Origin of the sequence: Aeromonas sp. 55A (assembly GCF_051919665.1) — a bacterium.
In the GTDB taxonomy this organism is placed as follows: domain Bacteria; phylum Pseudomonadota; class Gammaproteobacteria; order Enterobacterales; family Aeromonadaceae; genus Aeromonas; species Aeromonas veronii.
Map to the genome: position 1 here is coordinate 622,446 of NZ_JBQBEH010000008.1, position 19,488 is coordinate 641,933.

The window sequence follows — 19,488 nt, forward strand, 5'->3', positions numbered from 1 at the left end:
CCATCTTAATCTTGATAATCAACCAGACTAGAGTGAGTAGCAATCCCGAACACAGCGATTTGAAAGGAAAAACCATGAAAGCCATTGCCCTGACTCACTATCTGCCAAGCGACCACCCCGACTGCTTTATCGCCGCCAACCTGCCCGATCCGGTTCCGGGCCCGCGGGATCTGCTGGTGCGGGTCACCGCCACCTCCGTCAATCCGGTGGATACCAAGGTGCGTTCCCCCAAGGCCAAAATTGAAAGCTCGCCCCGGGTACTGGGCTGGGATGCGGTGGGGGAAGTGATCGCCACCGGCAGCGAAGTCACCCTGTTCAAGGCGGGCGACCGGGTCTGGTATGCCGGTGATATCAGCCGCCCGGGCAGCAACAGCGCCCTGCAACTGGTGGATGAGCGCATCGCCGCGATCGCCCCCACCACCTTGAGCGATGTGGAGGCCGCCGCCCTGCCGCTCACCGCCATCACCGCCTGGGAGACCCTGTTCGAGCGCTTCGCTCTTACCCGCGAAAGCCGTGGCAAACTGCTGATCATCGGCGGCGCCGGTGGCGTGGGCTCCATCGCCATCCAGCTGGCCCGTCAGCTCACCGGTATGGAGGTGATTGCTACCGCCTCCCGCCCCGAGAGCCGCGAATGGTGCCTCGAAATGGGCGCCCATCAGGTCGTGAACCACCACAAGTTGCAGGAGGAGCTGACCGCCCTTGGCATCACTCAGGTCGATGCCATCTTCTGCACCAATGCCACCGCCGAGCACTGGGCCACCATGGCCGGGCTGATCCGCCCGTTTGGCCATATCTGCACCATCGCCGAATCGAGCGAGCCGTGGGATCTCTCCCTGCTCAAGAGCAAGAGCGTCACCTTCAGCCAGGAGTTCATGTTCACCCGCTCCCTGTTCCAGACGCCGGACATGATCGAGCAGCACCGCCTGCTCGGCCGGGTGGCGGCACTGGTCGATGAAGGGGTATTGCAGACCACCCTGACCAGAACCATCCCGTCACTGACCCCGGTCACGCTGGCTCAGGCCCATGCCGAGGTCGAGGCAGGCCGCATGGTAGGCAAGCTGGTGATCGACATGAGCGGCTTTGCCAACTAAGCCCTCAAACGCACCATGATGGGATAAGTTCACCAAGGAGATGCCCCAAACGGGCACAACCAGCGGCACTCATGACTGCCTGTGGCAGGCCAACGTCCGACAATCAGCCAAAAAAGAGGCCATTTCGCGAGAAATGGCCTGAATACCTGAACATTGGGGTAACAATCACACACATATCCTTATGCAGGACATATTAGTCTTTGCATCTGGCGTGCCAACAGCAGCATGAATGCGCCAAAACGGCGTCAGCCCGTCCTTGAGCAAGGTGCCGACCTTGCTCTTTTTTTCTCTGGCAGACTGTTTACCAGGCAAACAAGTGCAGATAAAAAAATGCCACCCGAGGGTGGCAGTGAAAGATGACGGAACTTGAGCAAAGCGTTCAGCGAAAACCGGTCGTCTTCGCCTGCATAGAGCAATACAGGAACCGTGCCAATCCGGCAAAAGCCCCCGAATCCCTCCACGTCATGGGCAAACCACGACAGCACTGCCCCATGATGGTAGAATCTCGCGGTTTCACATTTATGAAGAGTCGACGCCATGCCCTGGATACAAATTCGAATCAACGCCACTGCCAAGACCGCAGACAAGGTGAGCAACATGCTGCTGGGGCGTGGAGCCCAGGCGGTGACCTTTATGGATGCCAAGGATGTGCCCGTCTATGAACCCATGCCCGGTGAAACCCCGCTCTGGGGCGAGACCGAAGTGATGGGTCTGTTCGATGCCGAAACCGATCCGGCTCCCACCATCGCCTTCTTCCAGCAGATCTTCGGCGAAAATGTCGGCTACAAGGTCGAGCAGCTGGAAGACAAGGATTGGGTGCGCGAGTGGATGGATCACTTCCACCCCATGCAGTTTGGCGAGCGCCTCTGGATCTGCCCGAGCTGGCGCGACGTGCCGAATTCCGATGCGGTCAACGTCATGCTGGATCCGGGCCTGGCCTTCGGTACCGGTACCCACCCCACCACGGCACTTTGCCTGCAGTGGCTGGACGGGCTGGATCTGACCGGTAAAACCGTGGTCGATTTTGGTTGCGGCTCCGGCATTCTCGGCATCGCCGCCCTGAAACTGGGTGCCGCCCGCGTCATCGGCATCGACATCGACCCGCAGGCCATTCAGGCCAGCCGCGACAACGCCGCGCGCAACGGCGTCGCCGACCAGATTGAGCTCTATCTGCCAGCCGACCAGCCACAAGACGTCGAAGCGGACGTAGTGGTCGCCAACATCCTGGCCGGCCCGCTGCGCGAACTGGCTCCGCTGATCGCCGGCCACGGCAAAGCGGGCAGCCTGATGGCCCTCTCCGGCGTGCTGGAAAGTCAGGCCCCGGAACTGGAAACTATCTACGGCCAGTGGTTCGAGATGGACCCGACCGCCGTCAAAGAGGAGTGGTGCCGCCTCTCCGGCCGCAAGCACGGCTAAGCGCGGGCAACATAGACGCCAACCTCATGCCATCAGGGCTCCCATTCGGGGGCCCTGATTGTTTTGGCCTGTCAGGCTCTTCCCGGTCCGTGGACATGGGCTTGATCGCCCTCCCTTCTGATTGTGTTCGTTTGAAAACAACAGACACCTTTTATTCCGGTAAGATAGCGGTCCGAGCCAACGCAACCGAGAAGGATTTCTTATGCGGATTGCCATTCTGGATGACTATCAGGATCAGGTGCGCCACCTCCCCTGCTTTGCCCTGCTGGCGGGTCATGACGTCACCATCCTCAACCAGAGCGAACCCGATACAACGCGCCTTGCCGCACTGCTGGAAGGAATGGAAGCACTGGTGCTGATCCGCGAGCGTACCCGCATCGACGAACAGCTGCTGATACAGCTTCCCACCCTTAAACTCATCAGCCAGACTGGCAAAGTCAGCCAGCACATCGACCCGGCACTATGCCAACGGTACGGCGTTGCCGTGGCAGAAGGGATCGGCAGCCCTATTGCTCCCGCCGAGCTCTGCTGGGCGCTCATCATGGCAGCCTCCCGCCATATACCTGCTTACAGCCAGGCGTTAAGCCAAGGCCAATGGCAGCAATCTGGTGACCTAGGTTTGGGACTCACGCTGCATGGGTTGACGCTCGGCATCTGGGGCTACGGCAAGATAGGCCAGCGGATCGCCCGCTATGGCAAGGCATTTGGCATGTCGTTACTGATATGGGGCAGTGAGGCTTCGCGCAGGCAGGCCGAGCTGGATGGCTATGCCTGCGCCTCCAGCAAGGAGGCGCTTTTCAGTCAAGCCGATATCCTCACGCTGCATCTGCGCCTGAGCGAGGCAACCCGCGGCGCTGTTACACGCGCAGACCTGGCCCGCATGAAAGTTGACTCTCTGCTGGTCAATACCAGCCGTGCCGAACTTATCGAGCCGGGCGCCCTCTATGCAGAGCTCAGTAACCATCCTGAGAAACGGGCCGCGCTCGATGTATTTGACATCGAGCCGGCGACACAGGAAAGCGAGCCCCTGCTGCGTCTGCCCAACGTATTGGCGACGCCTCATCTCGGCTATGTGGAGCAAAACAGCTACGAACTCTACTTTCGCGTGGCGTTCGAGAATGTGCTGGCCTTTGCCGAAGGCAGACCTGCCAACCTGGTTCTGCCCATATCGGGTGGATGATCACGTTACTTCTGCCGTATTGGCGCCAATATCCAAATCCCTGGCAGATAAAGGAAAGCAACCTTCATGATCGAATACCAGAAGATGATTAGCAGCCAACCGTACAACTGCATGGCACCCGAGCTGGCCCTGTTGCGCCAGGAGGCGGCACGGCGCTATCGCCGTTTCAATCAGGCGGAAGAGGAGACAGAGCAGCGGGCACTACTGGCGGAGCTGATTGGCGAGCTGGCAGAAAATGCCTTTATCTGCCCGCCCCTCTACTGCACCTATGGCCGCCACATCAACCTGGGCAAGGACTCCTACATCAATATGGGGGCGACCCTGCTGGACAATGCCCCCATCCGCATCGGCGCCCATGTGATGATTGGGCCAAATGTGCAGATCTATACCGCAGCCCATGCGCTGGAGGCAGATGAACGGATTCAGGGAGCGGAGACGGCGCTGCCGGTCACCATTGAAGACAAGGTCTGGATTGGGGGCGGGGCCATCTTGCTGCCCGGCGTCACCATAGGGCGGGAGGCGATCGTCGGCGCGGGCGCCGTAGTCACCAGAGATGTACCGGCCGGTGCTCGGGTAGTCGGCAACCCGGCCCGGATCCTGCCAGCCAAAAACAGAGCATAAGGCAGCCAACCGGGTTGTATGCCGATACCGCCATCAACTCACAACAGCCCCGACACCCCATAAAAAAATAAAGCCCAATGTCACGAAGACGTTGGGCTGTTAAAAGGTGCTACGGAATTGCGACTCTCATCGCAGAAAAATTAGAAGGAGTGCCCTTCTAAACTGGCAGGGAGATATTAGCGAATGCGCAAACGTTTTACATAGTGAAATACCACAGGATTGCGAGGTACATCGCACTATTTAAATAATTACCTGCTATGGCGCGCGAAGCCTCTTTGAGCCATTTATTTTCCCCAATTTCTCTGGTTACTATTCACGGTTAAACAGAAAAGCCCCGACTTCTCGAGGCTTTGCTTCTCTTAACCGCAACGTGGCCGAAAAGTCAGAAACGGCGGACAAACTCATCGAGCGGCAGTTCGCGCAGTTTGCGTGCTTCCAGCATGGGGGTACCGAGATAGAGGAAACCCACCAGCTGATCCTCTGCGGCCAGTCCCAGTCCCTTGTTGATCTGCCCATCGAAGATAAACCAGCCGGAGCGCCAGATACCGTTGAAGCCCTGCGCCTGCGCCGCCATCTGCATCGCCATCAGGGCACAACCGGCAGAGAGCTCCTGCTCCAGTTTCGGCACCTTGGGGTGATCCTGATAACGGGTTGCCACGGCGACGACCAAGGGTGCCCGCAGCGGCGCTTCGCTGCACTTCTTGATGCTCTCTTCATCTTCGCCACGGGCACGGGCCGCCTCGGCCAGCAGCTTGCCCAGCCGATCACGCCCCTCCCCTTCAAACAGAATGAACTGCCAGGGGGTCAGGGTGCCGTGATCCGGCGCGCGCAGGCCCGCCTTGAGGATATTGTCGAGCACCTCACCGCTCGGGGCGGGATCGGCGAGACGGCCACAGGAGTGGCGATTGAGCAACAGGGTGAGGGCATCCATGGGCAATTCCTTCTCTGGGGCAATGATGGCGCTACCTTAGCACAGCACCGAATGAAGAAAACCCCTGAGGCTCAGGGGTTTATCGCACTATAAAGGACAAGAGGGCACAGTTGGCTAGATGATCGCAGCCAGCTCGGCCCCTTGCAGGATGGCGCGTTTGGCATCCAGCTCGGCAGCCACGTCGGCTCCGCCGATGATATGCACCGGCTTGCCTGCCGCCTGCAACCCCGCCTGCAGCTCCTTGAGGGGCTCCTGCCCGGCGCAGACGATCACCTGATCCACCGGCAGACACTGTTTGGTCTCGCCCACCTGAATGTGCAAGCCCTCGTCATCGATCCCCAGATATTGTACCCCGGAGAGCATCTGCACCTTGCGGTTCTTGAGCACGGTACGATGGATCCAGCCGGTGGTCTTGCCAAGTCCGTCACCCACCTTGCTCTCCTTGCGCTGGAGCAGCCAGATCTGGCGCTCGGGGGCGTCGATTTCAGGAACCGTGAGGCCACCGCGCTCGCCAAGCTGTTTGTCGATGCCCCACTCCTTGAGCCAGTGATCACGGTGCCCATCGGCATCCATCTCCACCTTCTTCTCGACCCTTTTCTCCACAAGGAATTCGGCCACATCGAAACCGATGCCGCCGGCGCCGATCACCGCCACCTTCTGGCCGACCGGCTTGTGATCCCGCAATACATCGAGGTAGTTCAATACCTTGGGATGCTCGATCCCCGGAATATTGGGAGTACGCGGGCGGATACCAGTGGCGAGGATCACCTCGTCAAAACCGCCGCCGAGCAGGCTCTCGGCACTCTGGCGCTGGCCCAGATAGAGCTCGACGCCACACTTCTCCAGCCGTTTGGCGAAATAGCGCAGGGTTTCGTGAAACTCCTCCTTGCCCGGGATCTGCTTGGCGAAGTTGAACTGGCCGCCGATTTCGCTGGCCTGATCGAACAGGCTCACCTGATGACCGCGCTCGGCAGCGTAGCAGGCAAACGCCAGCCCGGCCGGGCCCGCCCCCACGACCGCCAGCTTCTTGGGCTGGGGCACGCGGCCAAAGGTCAGCTCGGTCTCGAAGCAGGCGCGGGGATTCACCAGACAGGAGGCGCGCTTCTGCTTGAACACATGGTCAAGGCAAGCTTGATTGCAGGCGATGCAGGTGTTGATCTCGTCCGCCCGGTTCTCGGCAGCCTTGATGACAAATTCGGGATCCGCCAGGAAGGGGCGCGCCATGGAGACCATATCCGCCTCGCCACCCGCCAGAATCCGCTCGGCCACCTCGGGAGTGTTGATCCGGTTGGTGGTGATAAGTGGCATCTTGAGGTGCTTTTTCAGCTCGGCAGTCACCCAGCTGAAAGCGCCGCGCGGCACGCTGGTGGCGATGGTGGGAATGCGCGCCTCGTGCCAACCGATGCCGGTATTGATGAGGGTCACCCCCACCGCTTCCAGCGCTTTGCCAAGGGCAATCACCTCTTCCAGGGTCGAGCCCTGCTCCACCAGATCGAGCATGGAGAGGCGGAAGATGATGATGAAGTCGGTGCCGACCCGCTCGCGGATGGCGCGGACAATCTCCACCGGGAAGCGCATCCGGTTTTCGCTGCTGCCGCCCCAGCCATCGGTGCGCTTGTTGGTGCGCTCGCAGATGAACTGGTTGATGAGATAACCTTCCGAACCCATCACCTCGACCCCATCATAACCGGCCGCCTTGGCCAGCGCTGCGGTGGTGGCAAAGTCGCGGATGGTGCCACGGATCTGTCGCTCGCTCATGGCGCGCGGTTTGAACGGGGAGATGGGGGCTTTGAGGGCGCTCGGCGCCAGACTGAACGGATGATAGGCGTAACGACCGGCATGGAGGATCTGCAGCGCGATCTTGCCCCCCTCCTGATGCACGGCGCTGGTCACCTTCTTGTGCTTGCTCACCTGCCAGGGGAAGCTCAACTGGGAACCGTGAGGCACCAGCCGACCGCGCAGATTGGGGGCGATACCACCGGTGACGATAAGGCCAACGCCACCACGGGCGCGCTCAGCATAAAAGGCGGCCAGCTTGTCAAAACCGCCCTTCTCCTCTTCGAGGCCGGTATGCATGGAGCCCATCAACACACGGTTGCGCAGTTGGGTAAAGCCGAGGTCAAGGGGCTTCAGCAGATGGGGATAGCGACTCATGATGCCTTCCTCTTTAAGGCCAGGGTGCATGGAACAACGCCCAACACCCGGTTGCGCAGCTGGGTAAAACCAAGGTCGAGCGGGGTCAGCAGGGTCGGATAGCGGCTCACGATGCCTCCAGTTAATTTTTTGTTATCAAACTGAAGCTAGAGTAAAGAATCGAAAATTCTTTTTCAAACAAATGTTTGGACAATTTTTCAGCGAACAGCCGTGCCCTGAACGAAGATAGACGGGATCCGCCAGTCGGAAATGGCAATTTCGCCCGCAACTGGTTAATAATGGCTCTTCTCTACCCATTAACAGGGCGATAACGCGACTATGTCTATTTTCAAAGGTCTGGGTTGGTTGTTCCGCAGCCTGTGGCGCCTGCTCAATTTCACCCGGCTGATGCTGGTCAATCTGCTGTTTCTCATCGTAGTGCTGGTCATCGTCTTCAGCGTCAGCCAGAAAGAGGCGCCCAAGGCGCCCATCGAGGGGGCGCTAACCCTCAATCTCAACGGCGTGCTGGTGGAGCAACGCTCCCAGACAGATCCCACCGTACAACTGCTGCGCCAGATGGACAGCAGCGACGAGCAGCCGAGCGAGATCGTCCTCTCCGACCTGCTGTGGGCCATCAAGAGTGCCAAGGATGACGAGCGCATCAAGGCGCTGGTGATCAAGCCGCAAGGGCTGCAGGGAGCCAACTTCACCAAACTGCAGGAGGTGGCGAGTGCCATCGACTCCTTCCGGGAGAGCGGCAAACCGGTGATCGCCATGGCCGACTTCTACACTCAAGGCCAGTACCTGCTGGCGGCCCACGCCGATCACGTGCTGCTCAACCAGAGCGGCGCCGTGGTGATCGAGGGGCTTGGGGTCTACCAGACCTACTTCAAGTCGGCGCTGGAGAAGCTCAACATCACTCCGCATGTATTCAAGGTCGGCACCTACAAATCCTTCGTCGAGCCCTATACCCGCGATGAGATGTCCCCCGAGAGCAAAGAAGCGAACCAACGCTGGCTGGATCAGCTGTGGCAATCCTATGTGGCTGACGTAGCCGAGCAGCGGGAGATCGAACCCGATGCGGTCGCACCGGGCAAGGAGCGCTTCCTCGAGCTGCTGCGCAAAGCCGGTGGCAATGCCGCTAACTACGCCCTCGACAACGGGCTGGTGGATCAGCTGGCCACCCGCGACGAGATGACCCAGGCGGTCATTAAAGAGGTGGGTGAAGCGGACGACCACGGCTGGAAAGGGGTCGGTCTGAAAGAGTATCTGGCTGCCATTCCGGAACAATATCCCCAGAGCGGCAAGGATGAGGTGGGTCTGGTGGTCGCCAGCGGCGCCATCATGGATGGCGTCCAGCCTGCCGGTACCATAGGCGGAGATAGCCTCTCCGACCTGCTGGCCGATGCACGCCGCGATGACAAGGTCAAAGCTGTAGTCCTGCGGGTCGACAGCCCGGGCGGCAGCGCCTTCGCCGCCGAGCAGATCCGCGCCGAGCTGCTGGCCCTGAAACAGGCAGGCAAACCGGTAGTGGTCTCCATGGGCAGCTATGCCGCCTCCGGTGGCTACTGGATCTCCGCCGATGCGGACAAGATCTTCGCCTCCCCCACCACCCTCACCGGCTCCATCGGGGTGTTCGGCATGTTCGCCACCATCGACAAGGCGTTGGCCCAGTTCGGTGTGCATACCGACGGGGTTGGCACCACAGATTACGTCGGCGTCGGCCCGACCCGCGCCCTGCCGGATCACGTCGGTCAGGCAATCCAGCTGAGCGTGGAAGATACCTACCAGCGCTTTATCGGTCTGGTGAGCAAGGGCCGTGGTCTGAGCCCGGAAGAGGCCGAGAAAGCGGCCGAAGGGCGAGTCTGGACCGGCGAAGATGCCAAGGCCCTGGGGCTGGTGGACGAGTTCGGCAATCTGGATGACGCCATCAAGGCCGCCGCCGAACTGGCCAACCTCAAGGAGTGGCAGGTGACCCCCATCGAGCAGGAGGAGTCCACCAAGGACAAGTTCCTGCGCCAGCTGTTTGACAGCAGTGCCCAAGTGCTGGCCCCCCAGTTGCAAAGCTGGCTGCCGGCTGGATTTGGCAAGGCATTGGTGGAAGTGAACCGCAGTCTCGACCCGCTCACCCGCTTCAACGATCCGCAAGGCACCTACGCCCTCTGCCCGGTCTGCGTGCAGTAAGCAAGCGGCGAATGCCCCATAAAAAACGGCGACCATCTGGTCGCCGTTTTCTTTATTCAGCCAGTGCGCGCGGCACCGCCAACTTGCTCAATCAGGGATTGAGGCGAGTCGGCATACCGGTACGCTGTTCCAGCACCTGCTTGACCACGTTGGAGTCAGACTCGGCGTGAGCGATGAAGCGGGTGATAGCCGGTGTCATCGGGAGCGGCACGGAGGCGGTGGAGTTGAACTCCTCCTCGGTGCGCGACAGCGGCTCGTGTACTTCCATGTAGCGACCGCCATCCGGCTCGACCGTGGTCTTGACCGGCTGGTTGACGAACTGGACGCGGGTACCGACCGGCACGTTGTCGAACAGATACTTGATGTCGTCGGCACGCAGACGTACGCAGCCGCTGCTCACCCGCAGACCGATACCGAAAGTGGCATTAGTGCCGTGGATGGCATAGAGGTTGCCGATGTAGAGGGCGTGCAGGCCCATGGGGTTGTCCGGGCCGGCTGGCCAGACCGCAGGCAGTGTGATTCCCTTCGCGGCGTAGCGACGACGAATGTTTTCGGTCGGGGTCCAGGTCGGGTTGGCGCGCTTGCGCTCTACCTTGGTGATCCAGTTCTCCGGGGTGTTCACCCCCAGCTGACCGATGCCGATGGGCAATACCTGTACCACGTTCTTCCCTTTCGGATAGTAGTAGAGGCGCATCTCGGCAACGTTGATGACGATCCCTTCGCGGGGCGCGTTGGGCAGGATCAACTGGTGAGGGATGATCAGGGTGCTGCCCGCTTTGGGCAGATAGGGATCAACGCCCGGGTTGGCTTCCATGATATTGGTCAAACCCAACTGAAACTCGGAGGCAATCTGCTCCAGCGGACGATTGTCCGCAGGCACCACATATTCCAGATTCTCACCGATCAGACGGCTGTTGGCCGCAGGCAGACGGTACTCGACGGCGGCAGCCTGCTGGCTGATCAGCGCAAGTGTGCATAAAAGGGCCGAAGCGGCAGTGCGAAGGGGGTTCATAAAATTCCTGTGTGGTTTCCTGTACCAAATGGGCCGGAGGCCATCTTATCTTCGGTCTGCCGGTGGCGGGTCAACCTGCACCACGGCGCCAAATAACCGAGCGCGCATTCTTTCCCGAGTCGGCCAAAATTTCAACTTCCATATGTTGCTTTTCTTGTTAAAAGTGGCCGTTTTCGGTGTGATGCTTATCAACAGAGCAAAAGCCCCCTTGGCAAGTCGCCATTGAAAGAGAGATGTACAGCATAGCCCCCTCTCTGCGGACCAACCCCGCCCCCTTAGACCACAGCGCTGTGCCACCTGGTGTCACGGTTGCAGCCCTGGCTGAAACGTTTGTCACCTCGGAGGAGATAGGCCAATGTTGACTGTGGCACTTTCATTGGAGCGAAAAGGTGGAAAATAGCGCTTCGACTACAGCAGGGACTGGCTGCCACCATAAAAAAACCGCTCCGAAGAGCGGTTAATGGAGCCACCAGGCAACCATAAAAGGGACTTCAAGCGTTGTCATTGGAATTACTGGACGGCCGCCTCCCCCGCCGCACCACTCTGCTCTTTGAGGAAGCTGATCCAGGGGGATGCCCGACCGCTGACGTTGCCATTCTGAGCCGCCTGGGTGAAGGCGTTGAGGGCCTCCTTCGGCTTTTGTTGCTCAAAATAGGCGACCCCGGTCAGGAACTTGAGATCCGCCCGCTGTTCACCATTTGCATTGGCTGCCGGTTTGGCGGCCAGCGCCACCAGATCCTGATAGCGTTTGCTCTGGATCATCATGCGCGCCATTTTCAGCTGCAATTCGGCGCTCGGGGCCAGCTGGTAGGACTTGGCCAGGGTGTCGATGGCCGGATCCAGCTCCTTGGCCTGATGCCAGTAGTTGGCCAGGGTCTTGTAGTTGCCAGCGCTCTGCTCAATCACCCCGTCCTTCATCCCCTTCTCCATCACCCGTGCGGCGCGATGGGGAATGCCGGTGAAGGCGAGGTAGTTGGCGAGACGCTGCAGCTCGGCAGCCTCGGTCAACATGCCGAGGTTGTAGGCCGACTCCAGCGCCGCCAGCGCCTTGCCATCGTTGCCTGCCTGCATATGCATGGCCGACAGCTGGGTCCAGTACTTCTTCTTCTCCGGGAACATATTGACCAGAGAGGTCAGCACCTCGGTCGCCGGTTTGTACTGTTTCAGCTCGTAGTGAGCGCCCATCTTCAGCAGATACCAGGACTCCGGCGCTTTACCTGCCGACAGCTTGATCGCCTGATCCACCGCCGGGATCGCGTCACGGTACTGCTTGAGCTGCACGTGGGCGTTGGCCAGCGTGATATAGGCATGGGAGTTGGGCTTGTCATCCTTGCCCTGGTTGGCAAACCACTCCTTCATGGTCTTGATCGAGCCCTGATAATTACCCTCAGCCATATAGAGCTGGGCCAGGTTGTAGCGCACCTGCTGGGCCACCGGTGGCGGCAGGCCGCCTGTCGCGATGGCATCGGCAAAGTACTTGGTCGCCTGACCGTATTTCTCCTGCTGGGCGGCTACGAAACCGAGAGTCTGCAATATGACCCCCTTGTCGTAGACCCGATCACCCACGCTGGAGAGTGCCTCCTGCAATCTGGCATTCGCCAGACCGTATTGCTTGTCAGTGATCAGCTCCTGCGCCTTGTTGACCGCCCGATAGGCCCGATCCGACAGGGCCGGCTGCTCGGCGGCCCAACTGGCGGTGCTGAGCAGCACCGCCATGGCGACCGGGGCGAGGATCATCTTGTGTAACTTGTTCATCGCCACCTTCCTTAGTTGACCGCAAACTCGATCTCTTGCTGCATACGGCTCGCCTGCGGCTTGCCATCCACCATGGCCGGTTTGAACGTCCACTTGGCGATGGTTTTGCGCGCCTCTTTGCCGAGGTCATAGCTGCGCGGCTCTTCCTTGACGATCCGCACGTTGCTGACGGTGCCGCGCTCGGTGACGGTGAACTCCACCAGCACCTTGCCGGAGGCCAGGCCCGCCAGCGCCGCCTTGCGGGGCATCATGGGCTCGAAGGTTGCCAGCGGAATGGCGCCGTTGTTGCCACCGACTCCGCCACCACCGCCGCCGGTGCTGTAGGCCCCCAGCGCGTTGCCACCACCGATGTTGACCGGGATGTCGAGCTTGGGCATGTCCATCGGCGCGCTCTCCATCTTAGGCCGATCCGTGCTGGCCACTTCCATCTCGGGAGGCGGTGGCGGACGCTTGGGCGGCGGCGGTTTGGGCAGCTCCCGCTGTTTCTCTTGCAGGGTCTCCTGGGGCTTGAGGCGGATGAAATCGGTCATGCTGACGTCTTCCTTCTCCACCAGCTCCCGGTGATCCGGTGTGATCAGCTTGTTCATTCCCAGAAACAGAAAGAACACCACCACACAGGAGACCGCCAACGATATCAGGTATCTCATAGGTCTCTCTCCGGCATCAGCTGCTCTTGTCTGCCGCGATGGAGATGTTCTGGACACCGGCCATGCGGATCTGATCCATGACCTGCACCACCAGACCGGAACGGGATTCGTTATCGGCCTGGATCACCACGGCGCTCTCCGGGTTTTCGGCCCGCAGCCGCTCGATGTTGGCGCGTACCGCCCCCACCTCGACCACCCGCTTGTCGACCCAGACCTGACCGTTTTCGCGCACCGCGACCATGATATTGCCCTTCTTCACCGTCTCGGCCGTGCTGGCACTGGGACGGTTGATCTCGACACCGGACTCCTTGACGAAGGAGGTGGTGACGATGAAGAAGATCAGCATGATGAACACTATGTCCAGCATGGGGGTCAAATCGATAGCCGCCTCGTCAGCACCGCTGTCGCTGTAACGTTTTCTCATAGCAGAAACTCCTTGCTTGTTCTGTGCCCCCGGCAGGCCAGGGGGTATGCATCCTGCATCAACCGTGTTTCAGGTTGTCTTCCAGCTTTTGCACCGCCAGTTTGGCCTTGTGATCGAGCTGGTTGACAAAAAACAGGCCGGAAAGGGCGGCGATCATGCCCGCCATGGTCGGTACCGTTGCCTTGGAGATCCCCGATGCCATCGCCCGCGGCGAACCGGTGCCTGTGATGGCCAGGGTGTCAAACACCTGCACCATCCCCACCACGGTCCCCAGCAGCCCCATCAACGGGCAGAGAGCGATCAGCACCTTGATGACCGGCATCCCCTTGTCCACCGCCATGGCAACCCGTGAGACCAGCTCGCGCCGGATCTGCTTGGCAGACCAGGAGAGATGATCGGTACGGGCCAGCCAGGTCGCCTTGGTCTGCTTCACCTGCTTGGGGTAGACCGCCATGAAGTAGAACCAGCGCTCCAGCAACAGGGCCCACATCATCAGGGTCAGGAAGAACAGGGCGACCAATACATCGCCCCCCAATCCCAAAAACCGGCGGACCGACTCGACTTCTTCAATCAACCAGAACCACATGGGTGACTCCTTACGCTGCGGCTTTGGAGGCGTGCAGACGTTCCTGATAACGGGCGACGAAACCGGCGCTCTGCTCTTCCAGCACCTGGATCAGACGACGGCTCTGGGTCTGCACTATGGTGTAGAGGAACAACATGGGCACGGCGACGACCAGCCCCTGCATAGTGGTCACCAGCGCCTCCGAGATACCGCCCGCCATCAGCTTGGGATCGCCGGTACCGAACAATGTGATGGCCTGGAAGGTGGCAATCATCCCCACTACAGTACCGAGCAGGCCCAGCAGCGGCGCGACGGAAGCGATCAGCTTGATGATGCTGATGCCCTTCTCGAACTTGGGCACGTTGCGCAGGATGATCTCGTCGAGCTTGGACTCCAGATCCTCGATGTTGTCACCGCGATGGCTCTGGTAGGCCCCCAGCATGTCACCAATGGGGTTGCCCTTGATGATCTGATCAGATTTCAGCTGCTTGCGCATGGACGAGCCGATCAGCGACAGGCGGATACCGCAGAAGATGGCCAGCAGGGTACCGAGCACGCCGAGCACCATGATGACGTAACCCACTTCACCACCCTGATCGATCCGCTCCTTGAGAGTCGGTGACTGCACCAGCAGAGAGAGGATCACGCCGCGAGACGGGTCGATAAAGATGGGCTTGACCCCGTCACCGTCCTGTTCAAACTCGGCGATCGGTTCCAGCACCCCCTTGTCAGGTTGACGGGAAAGCTGCTCGAACTTGCCGGTCTCCGGCACGAAGGTGAGGTACTTGCCTTCGGAGACAGTGTTGAACTCACCGATCTGGGTGACCGTCTTCTCGGCCTGGTTGCCTTCGCCGTAGACCACGGTCGCCGGGATCTGGCTCACCTTGCCACCGTCCACCATGCGGCTGAGGGTGGTGGTCCAGAACGCTTCCAGATCGTCGCTGGAGGGGAGCTCTTTACTCTCGGCCAGACGGGTCAGCAGCGCGGTCTGTTCCGGATGCTCGACCCGACGGGCGGAGGCGTTGAAGATCCCCTTGAACTCACCGGCGAACTGACGCAGTACGCCGAACATCTCACCCATGTTGCCGGAACGCTGGCGCAGGGTTTCAGTCAGCTCGGTCAGCTGCTTGTCATTGGCATCGAAGGTCGCCTTGAGCTGCTCGCCCTTGGCGGTTTCGGCAGCCAGCTCGGCCTTGGCCTTGGCCAGCAGCGCCCCCTGCTCGTTCTTGTCAGCCAGGAAGCGGGCTTCCCGCTCCTTGTTGAGTTGGGATTCGCTCAGGCTGGAGGCCTTGACCTGATTCAGCAGCGCATTGAGATCCACCGGTTTTTCGGCGGCGGTCACCGGCAGGGTGACCAGGGTTGCTCCCGCAATCAGGGAGGCAATCGCAAGTTTGATTCCTTTCATGATGCTTTCTCCGCAGTTTGAACCGGCAGCTTGATCAGAGCGGGAGGCGCCTGCTTCTTGGCGATGCGAAGGCCCTGTTCAACCGCACTGCGATACTCCTGGGGCAACTCTTCCCACTGGCGAGTCTTCTTGTTCCACATCCCGGTCTCATTGCCATCCGGGGATTGATAAAGCAGCGCGATGCGGCCAACCCGCAGGAACTCGTAGGTCTTCTCGCTACCATCCTTGTCCAGGCTCGCCTTGTAGGATTCGATGGTGCGGCTGAAGCCCTCCTCGATCTGGTAGGCCTCCAGGATCTTGCGGTACTTCTCGGAGATGGTGACATCGGCCCGGTTCATCAGGTCGGTCAGGGCTGCTACGCGGTCCTCGCGCTCGACCTTCTGGAACGGCAGATCCAGCGCCACAAACTGCTCGAGGGAGTCGATCATCTTGAGCATCAGGGGGACAACTTCGGTGCTGGTCTGATCAATCTGGGCGATCTGCTTTTGCATCGACGCCAGCTCGGCACTCTGGGACTCGACCATCTTGCTCACCTGCTCGTTGTAGGTGCGCAGACTGTCGACCTGACGCAGGGCTGCCTTGTACTGGGCCAGTGCGGATTCGGCAGATTCGGCATAGCTGTCGATCTTCTGCTGGGAAACTTTGGATGCGTTGTCGGTGGCGGCTTGAACGTCCACGGCCTGACCGGCAGTGGCGGCACTCAGATTGAAGCTGGTCAACAAGGCGGCCGAAACCAGGCTGCCAAGGAGCGCTTTCTTCATTGTAATGGTCCTTGTCTTCATAGGATTACCCTATCTCCGTAACTTCCTTGGACGTTGGGCACAGCCGGCCCGACCGGGCCGGCTGAGGTTGTATATCAACGGGGTTGATTAGAACTTCTGGGTGTAGTCGATGTAGTAGACCCGTCCGTCAATGCTGTAGAGGTATTCATCGTAGGTGTAACCATCATTTGACAGGGAAGGTCCACGGTTGAACATGTTCTTCACGCCGGTCTGGATCTTGGCATTCCAGCTGGTATCGACCGCAACGTTCAGGTTCCAGATGGTGTTGGAAGCAATATGGCCCTCTTCCTTGTCATCCACATAGTCCTGGCTCTGGGAGTCGATATAGTTGGTGCTCAGGTAGGTATCCAGATTCCACAGCTGTGGGAAGTTGGCACCGATCCCGGAGTTGAAACGGAAATCGGGTTTGCCATTCCAGCCCTTCTTGTCAACCATTGGGCCACCAGCAAACAGACCTTCCTCATATTTCAGGATGTAGCTGCTGCCAAAGTCGTAACGCAGGGTGAAGGAGTTGAAGTCGTACTTGTAGTCCGCCTTGAAGTCGATACCACTGGTCTTGAGTTGCCCCAAGTTGACCATGCCGGCATAGACCTTCTCGACATCGCCGTTGGCGTCACGAATGACGTTCGGGTTGCTGCCGGTATTGAGCTCCTGATAGAACTGGGTCTGGGTGGTAGCCAACTGGATCACGTCATCAATCTTGATGTAGTAGTAATCGAGCGACAGGTTCAGATTGTCCAGCGGATTGTAGGCCGCCCCGATAGTGAAGGTATTGGCGGTCTCTTCCTTCAGGTTCTTGTTGGATTGGCGCGTTGTCTCGTACTGCTCTTCGGAACAGTTGGCAATACCATTGGCCTGGCAGTAGACATAGTCCTTGGCAAAGTCCGCTGACTGGGCATCCGCCGCATAGAGATCATTCAGACCCGGCGCGCGGAAAGACTGGGACCAGGAGGTACGGAACATCAGCTGGTCGAGTGGCTGATAACGCAGACTCGCTTTGGGCGAGAAGGCACTGCCAAAGTCGCTGTACTTGTCGTAACGACCCGCCAGGTTCAGCTCGATCTGCTCGGTGATGGGGATCAGGCTCTCGATGTAGGTGGCAAACACATCGCGCACACCGCTACCGGAGTTGCCGGATGAACCCAGTACGTTACCCGCTTCGGACTGGCTGTCGTAGGTGTCGGAGTAAACCCAATCGTTATACTCGGCACCCAGATACCAGCTGACCGGGCCAGCAGGCAGTTCGCCCATCTCCCAACCCAGACCGCCATACCACTGGAAGAAATCCATCTTGGAGTTGCGGCTGGTGGTATAAGAGAGATCCTTGGTGGCATCAGCGGAGAAGCTGCCGTTGACGAAGTTTCCACTGTTTACCTGAGTCTGAACCGCCGGCTCCAATACATAGCCATTACCAATACTCTGGTTATCTGTCTTGGAGTACATGTAACCGGCGTTCCACTCCAGATCGCCAACCGCCTCGGTCGGAACCACCCCTTCAAAACCCAGGTTCAGAGTACCGGTCAAGTCGGTCACTTCGTTGTCACGGGGACCGACGTTGTTGAAGCGGTAGTAAACCGTCGCAGCCTTGGCGGTGCTGAAGTTGTTGGCAGACAGGACTGCAGCGCTTTCAGGGGTGGAGCCATCCACGGTGAAGGCACCTGCAGCAGGGGCGAAACGACCAAAACTGGTGACCCGGGAACCAATCATCTGTGGCACGAAATCCACATTGTCGTTGATATGGTAGCGGCCGTTGACATAGACGGTGTCGCGAGTACGCGAGGCGGTCTTGGCTGCGACCTGGGCAAAGTCGAAGCGGCAAGCCGTACCCTTGGTGACAAAACCGGCGCCGGTGCTTTCACAGTCGACCCCATTCAGAGTACGGGTTACGGTCTTGCCAGTTGCCGCGTCTACTCCCTTGATATTGCGACCATAGAGGCTAGGAGACTCAGCCCCCTGCTTGGCCAGATAGTCACGATCCTTGTAATAGATCTCGTCTTTCACATCATGCTCGTAGACCATCATCAGGGAACCTTTCTCACCCGAAATACCGCTGACGATGGAACCACTCTGTTCGTCACCACCTTCCTCGGTCGGTGAACCGACGCGCCCCTGGAATGACAAACCTTCAAAACCCTCTTTGAGGATCACGTTGATAACGCCACCGATGGCATCAGAACCATACAGGGCAGAGCCACCGTCCAGGTTCACTTCCACCCGCTCAACGGCCGCCATGGGGATGGTGTTGAGGTTGATGGCGGTGCCCCCCATGGAGGGAGAACCGGCGATACGCTTGCCATTGAGCAGCACCAGTGTGCGATCTTCACCAAGGCCACGCAGCCCTACGGTGGCTTGTGACTGGGCTGAGCTACCGGAGGATGGAGAGAAACCACCAAAGGAGTTGTAGGAGGCCTGTTTCAGATAATCAGCCACAGTCTGCTGGCCAGACTGTTCAATTTGGGCCTTGCTGACAGAGACAACCGGAGTCGCCCCCTCAACATCAACACGAGAGATACGGGAGCCGGTGACTTTGATTTTCTGCAGTTTTTCGACGTTCTGCCCTTCTTCGGCAGATACGGATGGGGCCGCCGCAAGGCTCGCCAAGGCGAACGCAATCGCAGCAGAGATTCTGCTCTTCCTAAGCATCGCTTATATCCTTCCTGGTTGTTTATTGTTTGCTTCCTGATACCGCCCTCTTTGGAGCGATGCGTAAGGCTTATCAATCTTTGACTGGCGACGTCAATGGAGTGGGGGGATCGGGAGGGTGAGATGTGGAATAAGCGGAGTGTATTAATTTTGACCGGCATAATTAGTGAATAATTCTGCCAAAAACATCCCGCGCAATGTGAAATCGTTGTTAAAACATGTAAAAGACGCTGAATTAAAAGTTGATGAACTTATTTGTTTACGTGCTGTCTCTTTATATCTTATTTCGATTTATTGGCAAAAATAAGAATAAAACTCTATTTTAATTATTATTGTGACTGACCACTCCGATGGGGGAGATAGATAAATTTGTCGAGATGATATCGTTTTCCCTTCTTTGACAGCAGAAATAAAAGCACTTAAAATTCAATCACATAAACAAACACAAGATTCAAACAAACAGCTGTTTATATTTTTTAAAATAATGTTGAGCAGTAGCGTTTTGTTTTGATTTTCACTTTTCAGATAAAAAACGTCATTTTTCGGTGCTTTTGGTCTCAGCGGGTCATTTGTCCCAGTTTTCCATTTCCTTGTACTTGATTTTTGTTGCAGAGCTTTTACAGTGGCCAAGCGGATTGTCTGCTGTTTGGCAACCAATCCAGCGCGTAATGCCAGGAAGGACAGGCCCGTCACCGGATT

15 protein-coding genes are annotated in these 19,488 nt (G+C 58.7%); 5 read left to right on the top strand and 10 right to left on the bottom strand.

The genetic code is table 11. The features are described 5' to 3' along the window. The first annotated feature begins 74 nt into the window (after positions 1–74). The 4 genes from ACTG2G_RS06790 (at position 75) to ACTG2G_RS06805 (ending at position 4,308) form a co-directional block, all read left to right on the top strand. Entirely contained in the window at positions 75–1,091 is a 1,017-nt protein-coding gene (locus ACTG2G_RS06790; RefSeq protein WP_139461870.1) for a zinc-binding alcohol dehydrogenase family protein, read from the top strand. Between the two features lie 537 nt (positions 1,092–1,628). Continuing rightward, positions 1,629–2,507 carry a 50S ribosomal protein L11 methyltransferase gene (prmA, locus tag ACTG2G_RS06795; RefSeq protein WP_421387239.1) on the top strand — a complete coding sequence of 293 codons (879 nt, stop codon included), beginning with the start codon at positions 1,629–1,631 and terminating at the stop codon, positions 2,505–2,507. A 202-nt stretch (positions 2,508–2,709) separates the two neighbouring features. Beyond that, positions 2,710–3,687, top strand: a complete 978-nt coding sequence (locus ACTG2G_RS06800; RefSeq protein ID WP_421387242.1) for a D-2-hydroxyacid dehydrogenase family protein — start codon at positions 2,710–2,712, stop codon at positions 3,685–3,687. Positions 3,688–3,753: 66 nt separating this feature from the next. Further along, the gene (locus ACTG2G_RS06805; RefSeq protein WP_421387243.1) at positions 3,754–4,308 is read left to right on the top strand and encodes a sugar O-acetyltransferase; all 555 of its coding nucleotides are present in this window, start codon (positions 3,754–3,756) and stop codon (positions 4,306–4,308) included. A 382-nt stretch (positions 4,309–4,690) separates the two neighbouring features. On the opposite strand, the gene ACTG2G_RS06810 is transcribed toward ACTG2G_RS06805, so the two are convergent. Continuing rightward, the gene (locus ACTG2G_RS06810; RefSeq protein ID WP_439985301.1) at positions 4,691–5,239 is read right to left on the bottom strand and encodes an NAD(P)H nitroreductase; all 549 of its coding nucleotides are present in this window, start codon (positions 5,237–5,239) and stop codon (positions 4,691–4,693) included. A 114-nt stretch (positions 5,240–5,353) separates the two neighbouring features. Then, positions 5,354–7,393: an oxidoreductase gene (locus ACTG2G_RS06815; RefSeq protein WP_439985302.1), complete on the bottom strand. Its 2,040-nt coding sequence runs from the start codon at positions 7,391–7,393 to the stop codon at positions 5,354–5,356. Positions 7,394–7,711: 318 nt separating this feature from the next. On the opposite strand from ACTG2G_RS06815, the gene sppA reads away from it, so the two are divergent. Then, positions 7,712–9,556, top strand: coding sequence for a signal peptide peptidase SppA (sppA, locus tag ACTG2G_RS06820; RefSeq protein ID WP_421387248.1), 1,845 nt, complete (start codon positions 7,712–7,714; stop codon positions 9,554–9,556). Positions 9,557–9,647: 91 nt separating this feature from the next. Here sppA and ACTG2G_RS06825 read toward each other — a convergent pair whose 3' ends face one another. The 8 genes from ACTG2G_RS06825 to ACTG2G_RS06860 form a co-directional block, all read right to left on the bottom strand. Next, positions 9,648–10,568: a L,D-transpeptidase family protein gene (locus ACTG2G_RS06825; protein WP_216979401.1), complete on the bottom strand. Its 921-nt coding sequence runs from the start codon at positions 10,566–10,568 to the stop codon at positions 9,648–9,650. A gap of 510 nt (positions 10,569–11,078) precedes the next feature. Beyond that, on the bottom strand, positions 11,079–12,323 hold the full coding sequence (locus ACTG2G_RS06830; RefSeq protein WP_216951981.1) for a tetratricopeptide repeat protein: 1,245 nt from the start codon (positions 12,321–12,323) through the stop codon (positions 11,079–11,081). Positions 12,324–12,334: 11 nt separating this feature from the next. Further along, a complete protein-coding gene (locus tag ACTG2G_RS06835) occupies positions 12,335–12,970 on the bottom strand; it encodes an energy transducer TonB (protein WP_064337222.1) in 636 nt (211 codons plus the stop codon). A 16-nt stretch (positions 12,971–12,986) separates the two neighbouring features. Then, complete coding sequence (locus ACTG2G_RS06840; RefSeq protein ID WP_005338933.1) at positions 12,987–13,394, bottom strand: ExbD/TolR family protein; 408 nt, start codon at positions 13,392–13,394, stop codon at positions 12,987–12,989. A 58-nt stretch (positions 13,395–13,452) separates the two neighbouring features. Continuing rightward, positions 13,453–13,980 (bottom strand): MotA/TolQ/ExbB proton channel family protein, encoded by a 528-nt coding sequence (locus tag ACTG2G_RS06845; RefSeq protein WP_005338936.1) that lies wholly within the window; start codon positions 13,978–13,980, stop codon positions 13,453–13,455. A 10-nt stretch (positions 13,981–13,990) separates the two neighbouring features. Continuing rightward, complete coding sequence (locus ACTG2G_RS06850; protein ID WP_439985303.1) at positions 13,991–15,364, bottom strand: MotA/TolQ/ExbB proton channel family protein; 1,374 nt, start codon at positions 15,362–15,364, stop codon at positions 13,991–13,993. Beyond that, on the bottom strand, positions 15,361–16,125 hold the full coding sequence (locus ACTG2G_RS06855; protein WP_421387254.1) for a DUF3450 domain-containing protein: 765 nt from the start codon (positions 16,123–16,125) through the stop codon (positions 15,361–15,363). The genes ACTG2G_RS06850 and ACTG2G_RS06855 overlap by 4 nt, the downstream gene beginning before the upstream one ends. Before the next feature lie 108 nt (positions 16,126–16,233). Beyond that, positions 16,234–18,789: a TonB-dependent receptor gene (locus ACTG2G_RS06860; RefSeq protein WP_216951982.1), complete on the bottom strand. Its 2,556-nt coding sequence runs from the start codon at positions 18,787–18,789 to the stop codon at positions 16,234–16,236. Positions 18,790–19,488: the final 699 nt, after the last annotated feature.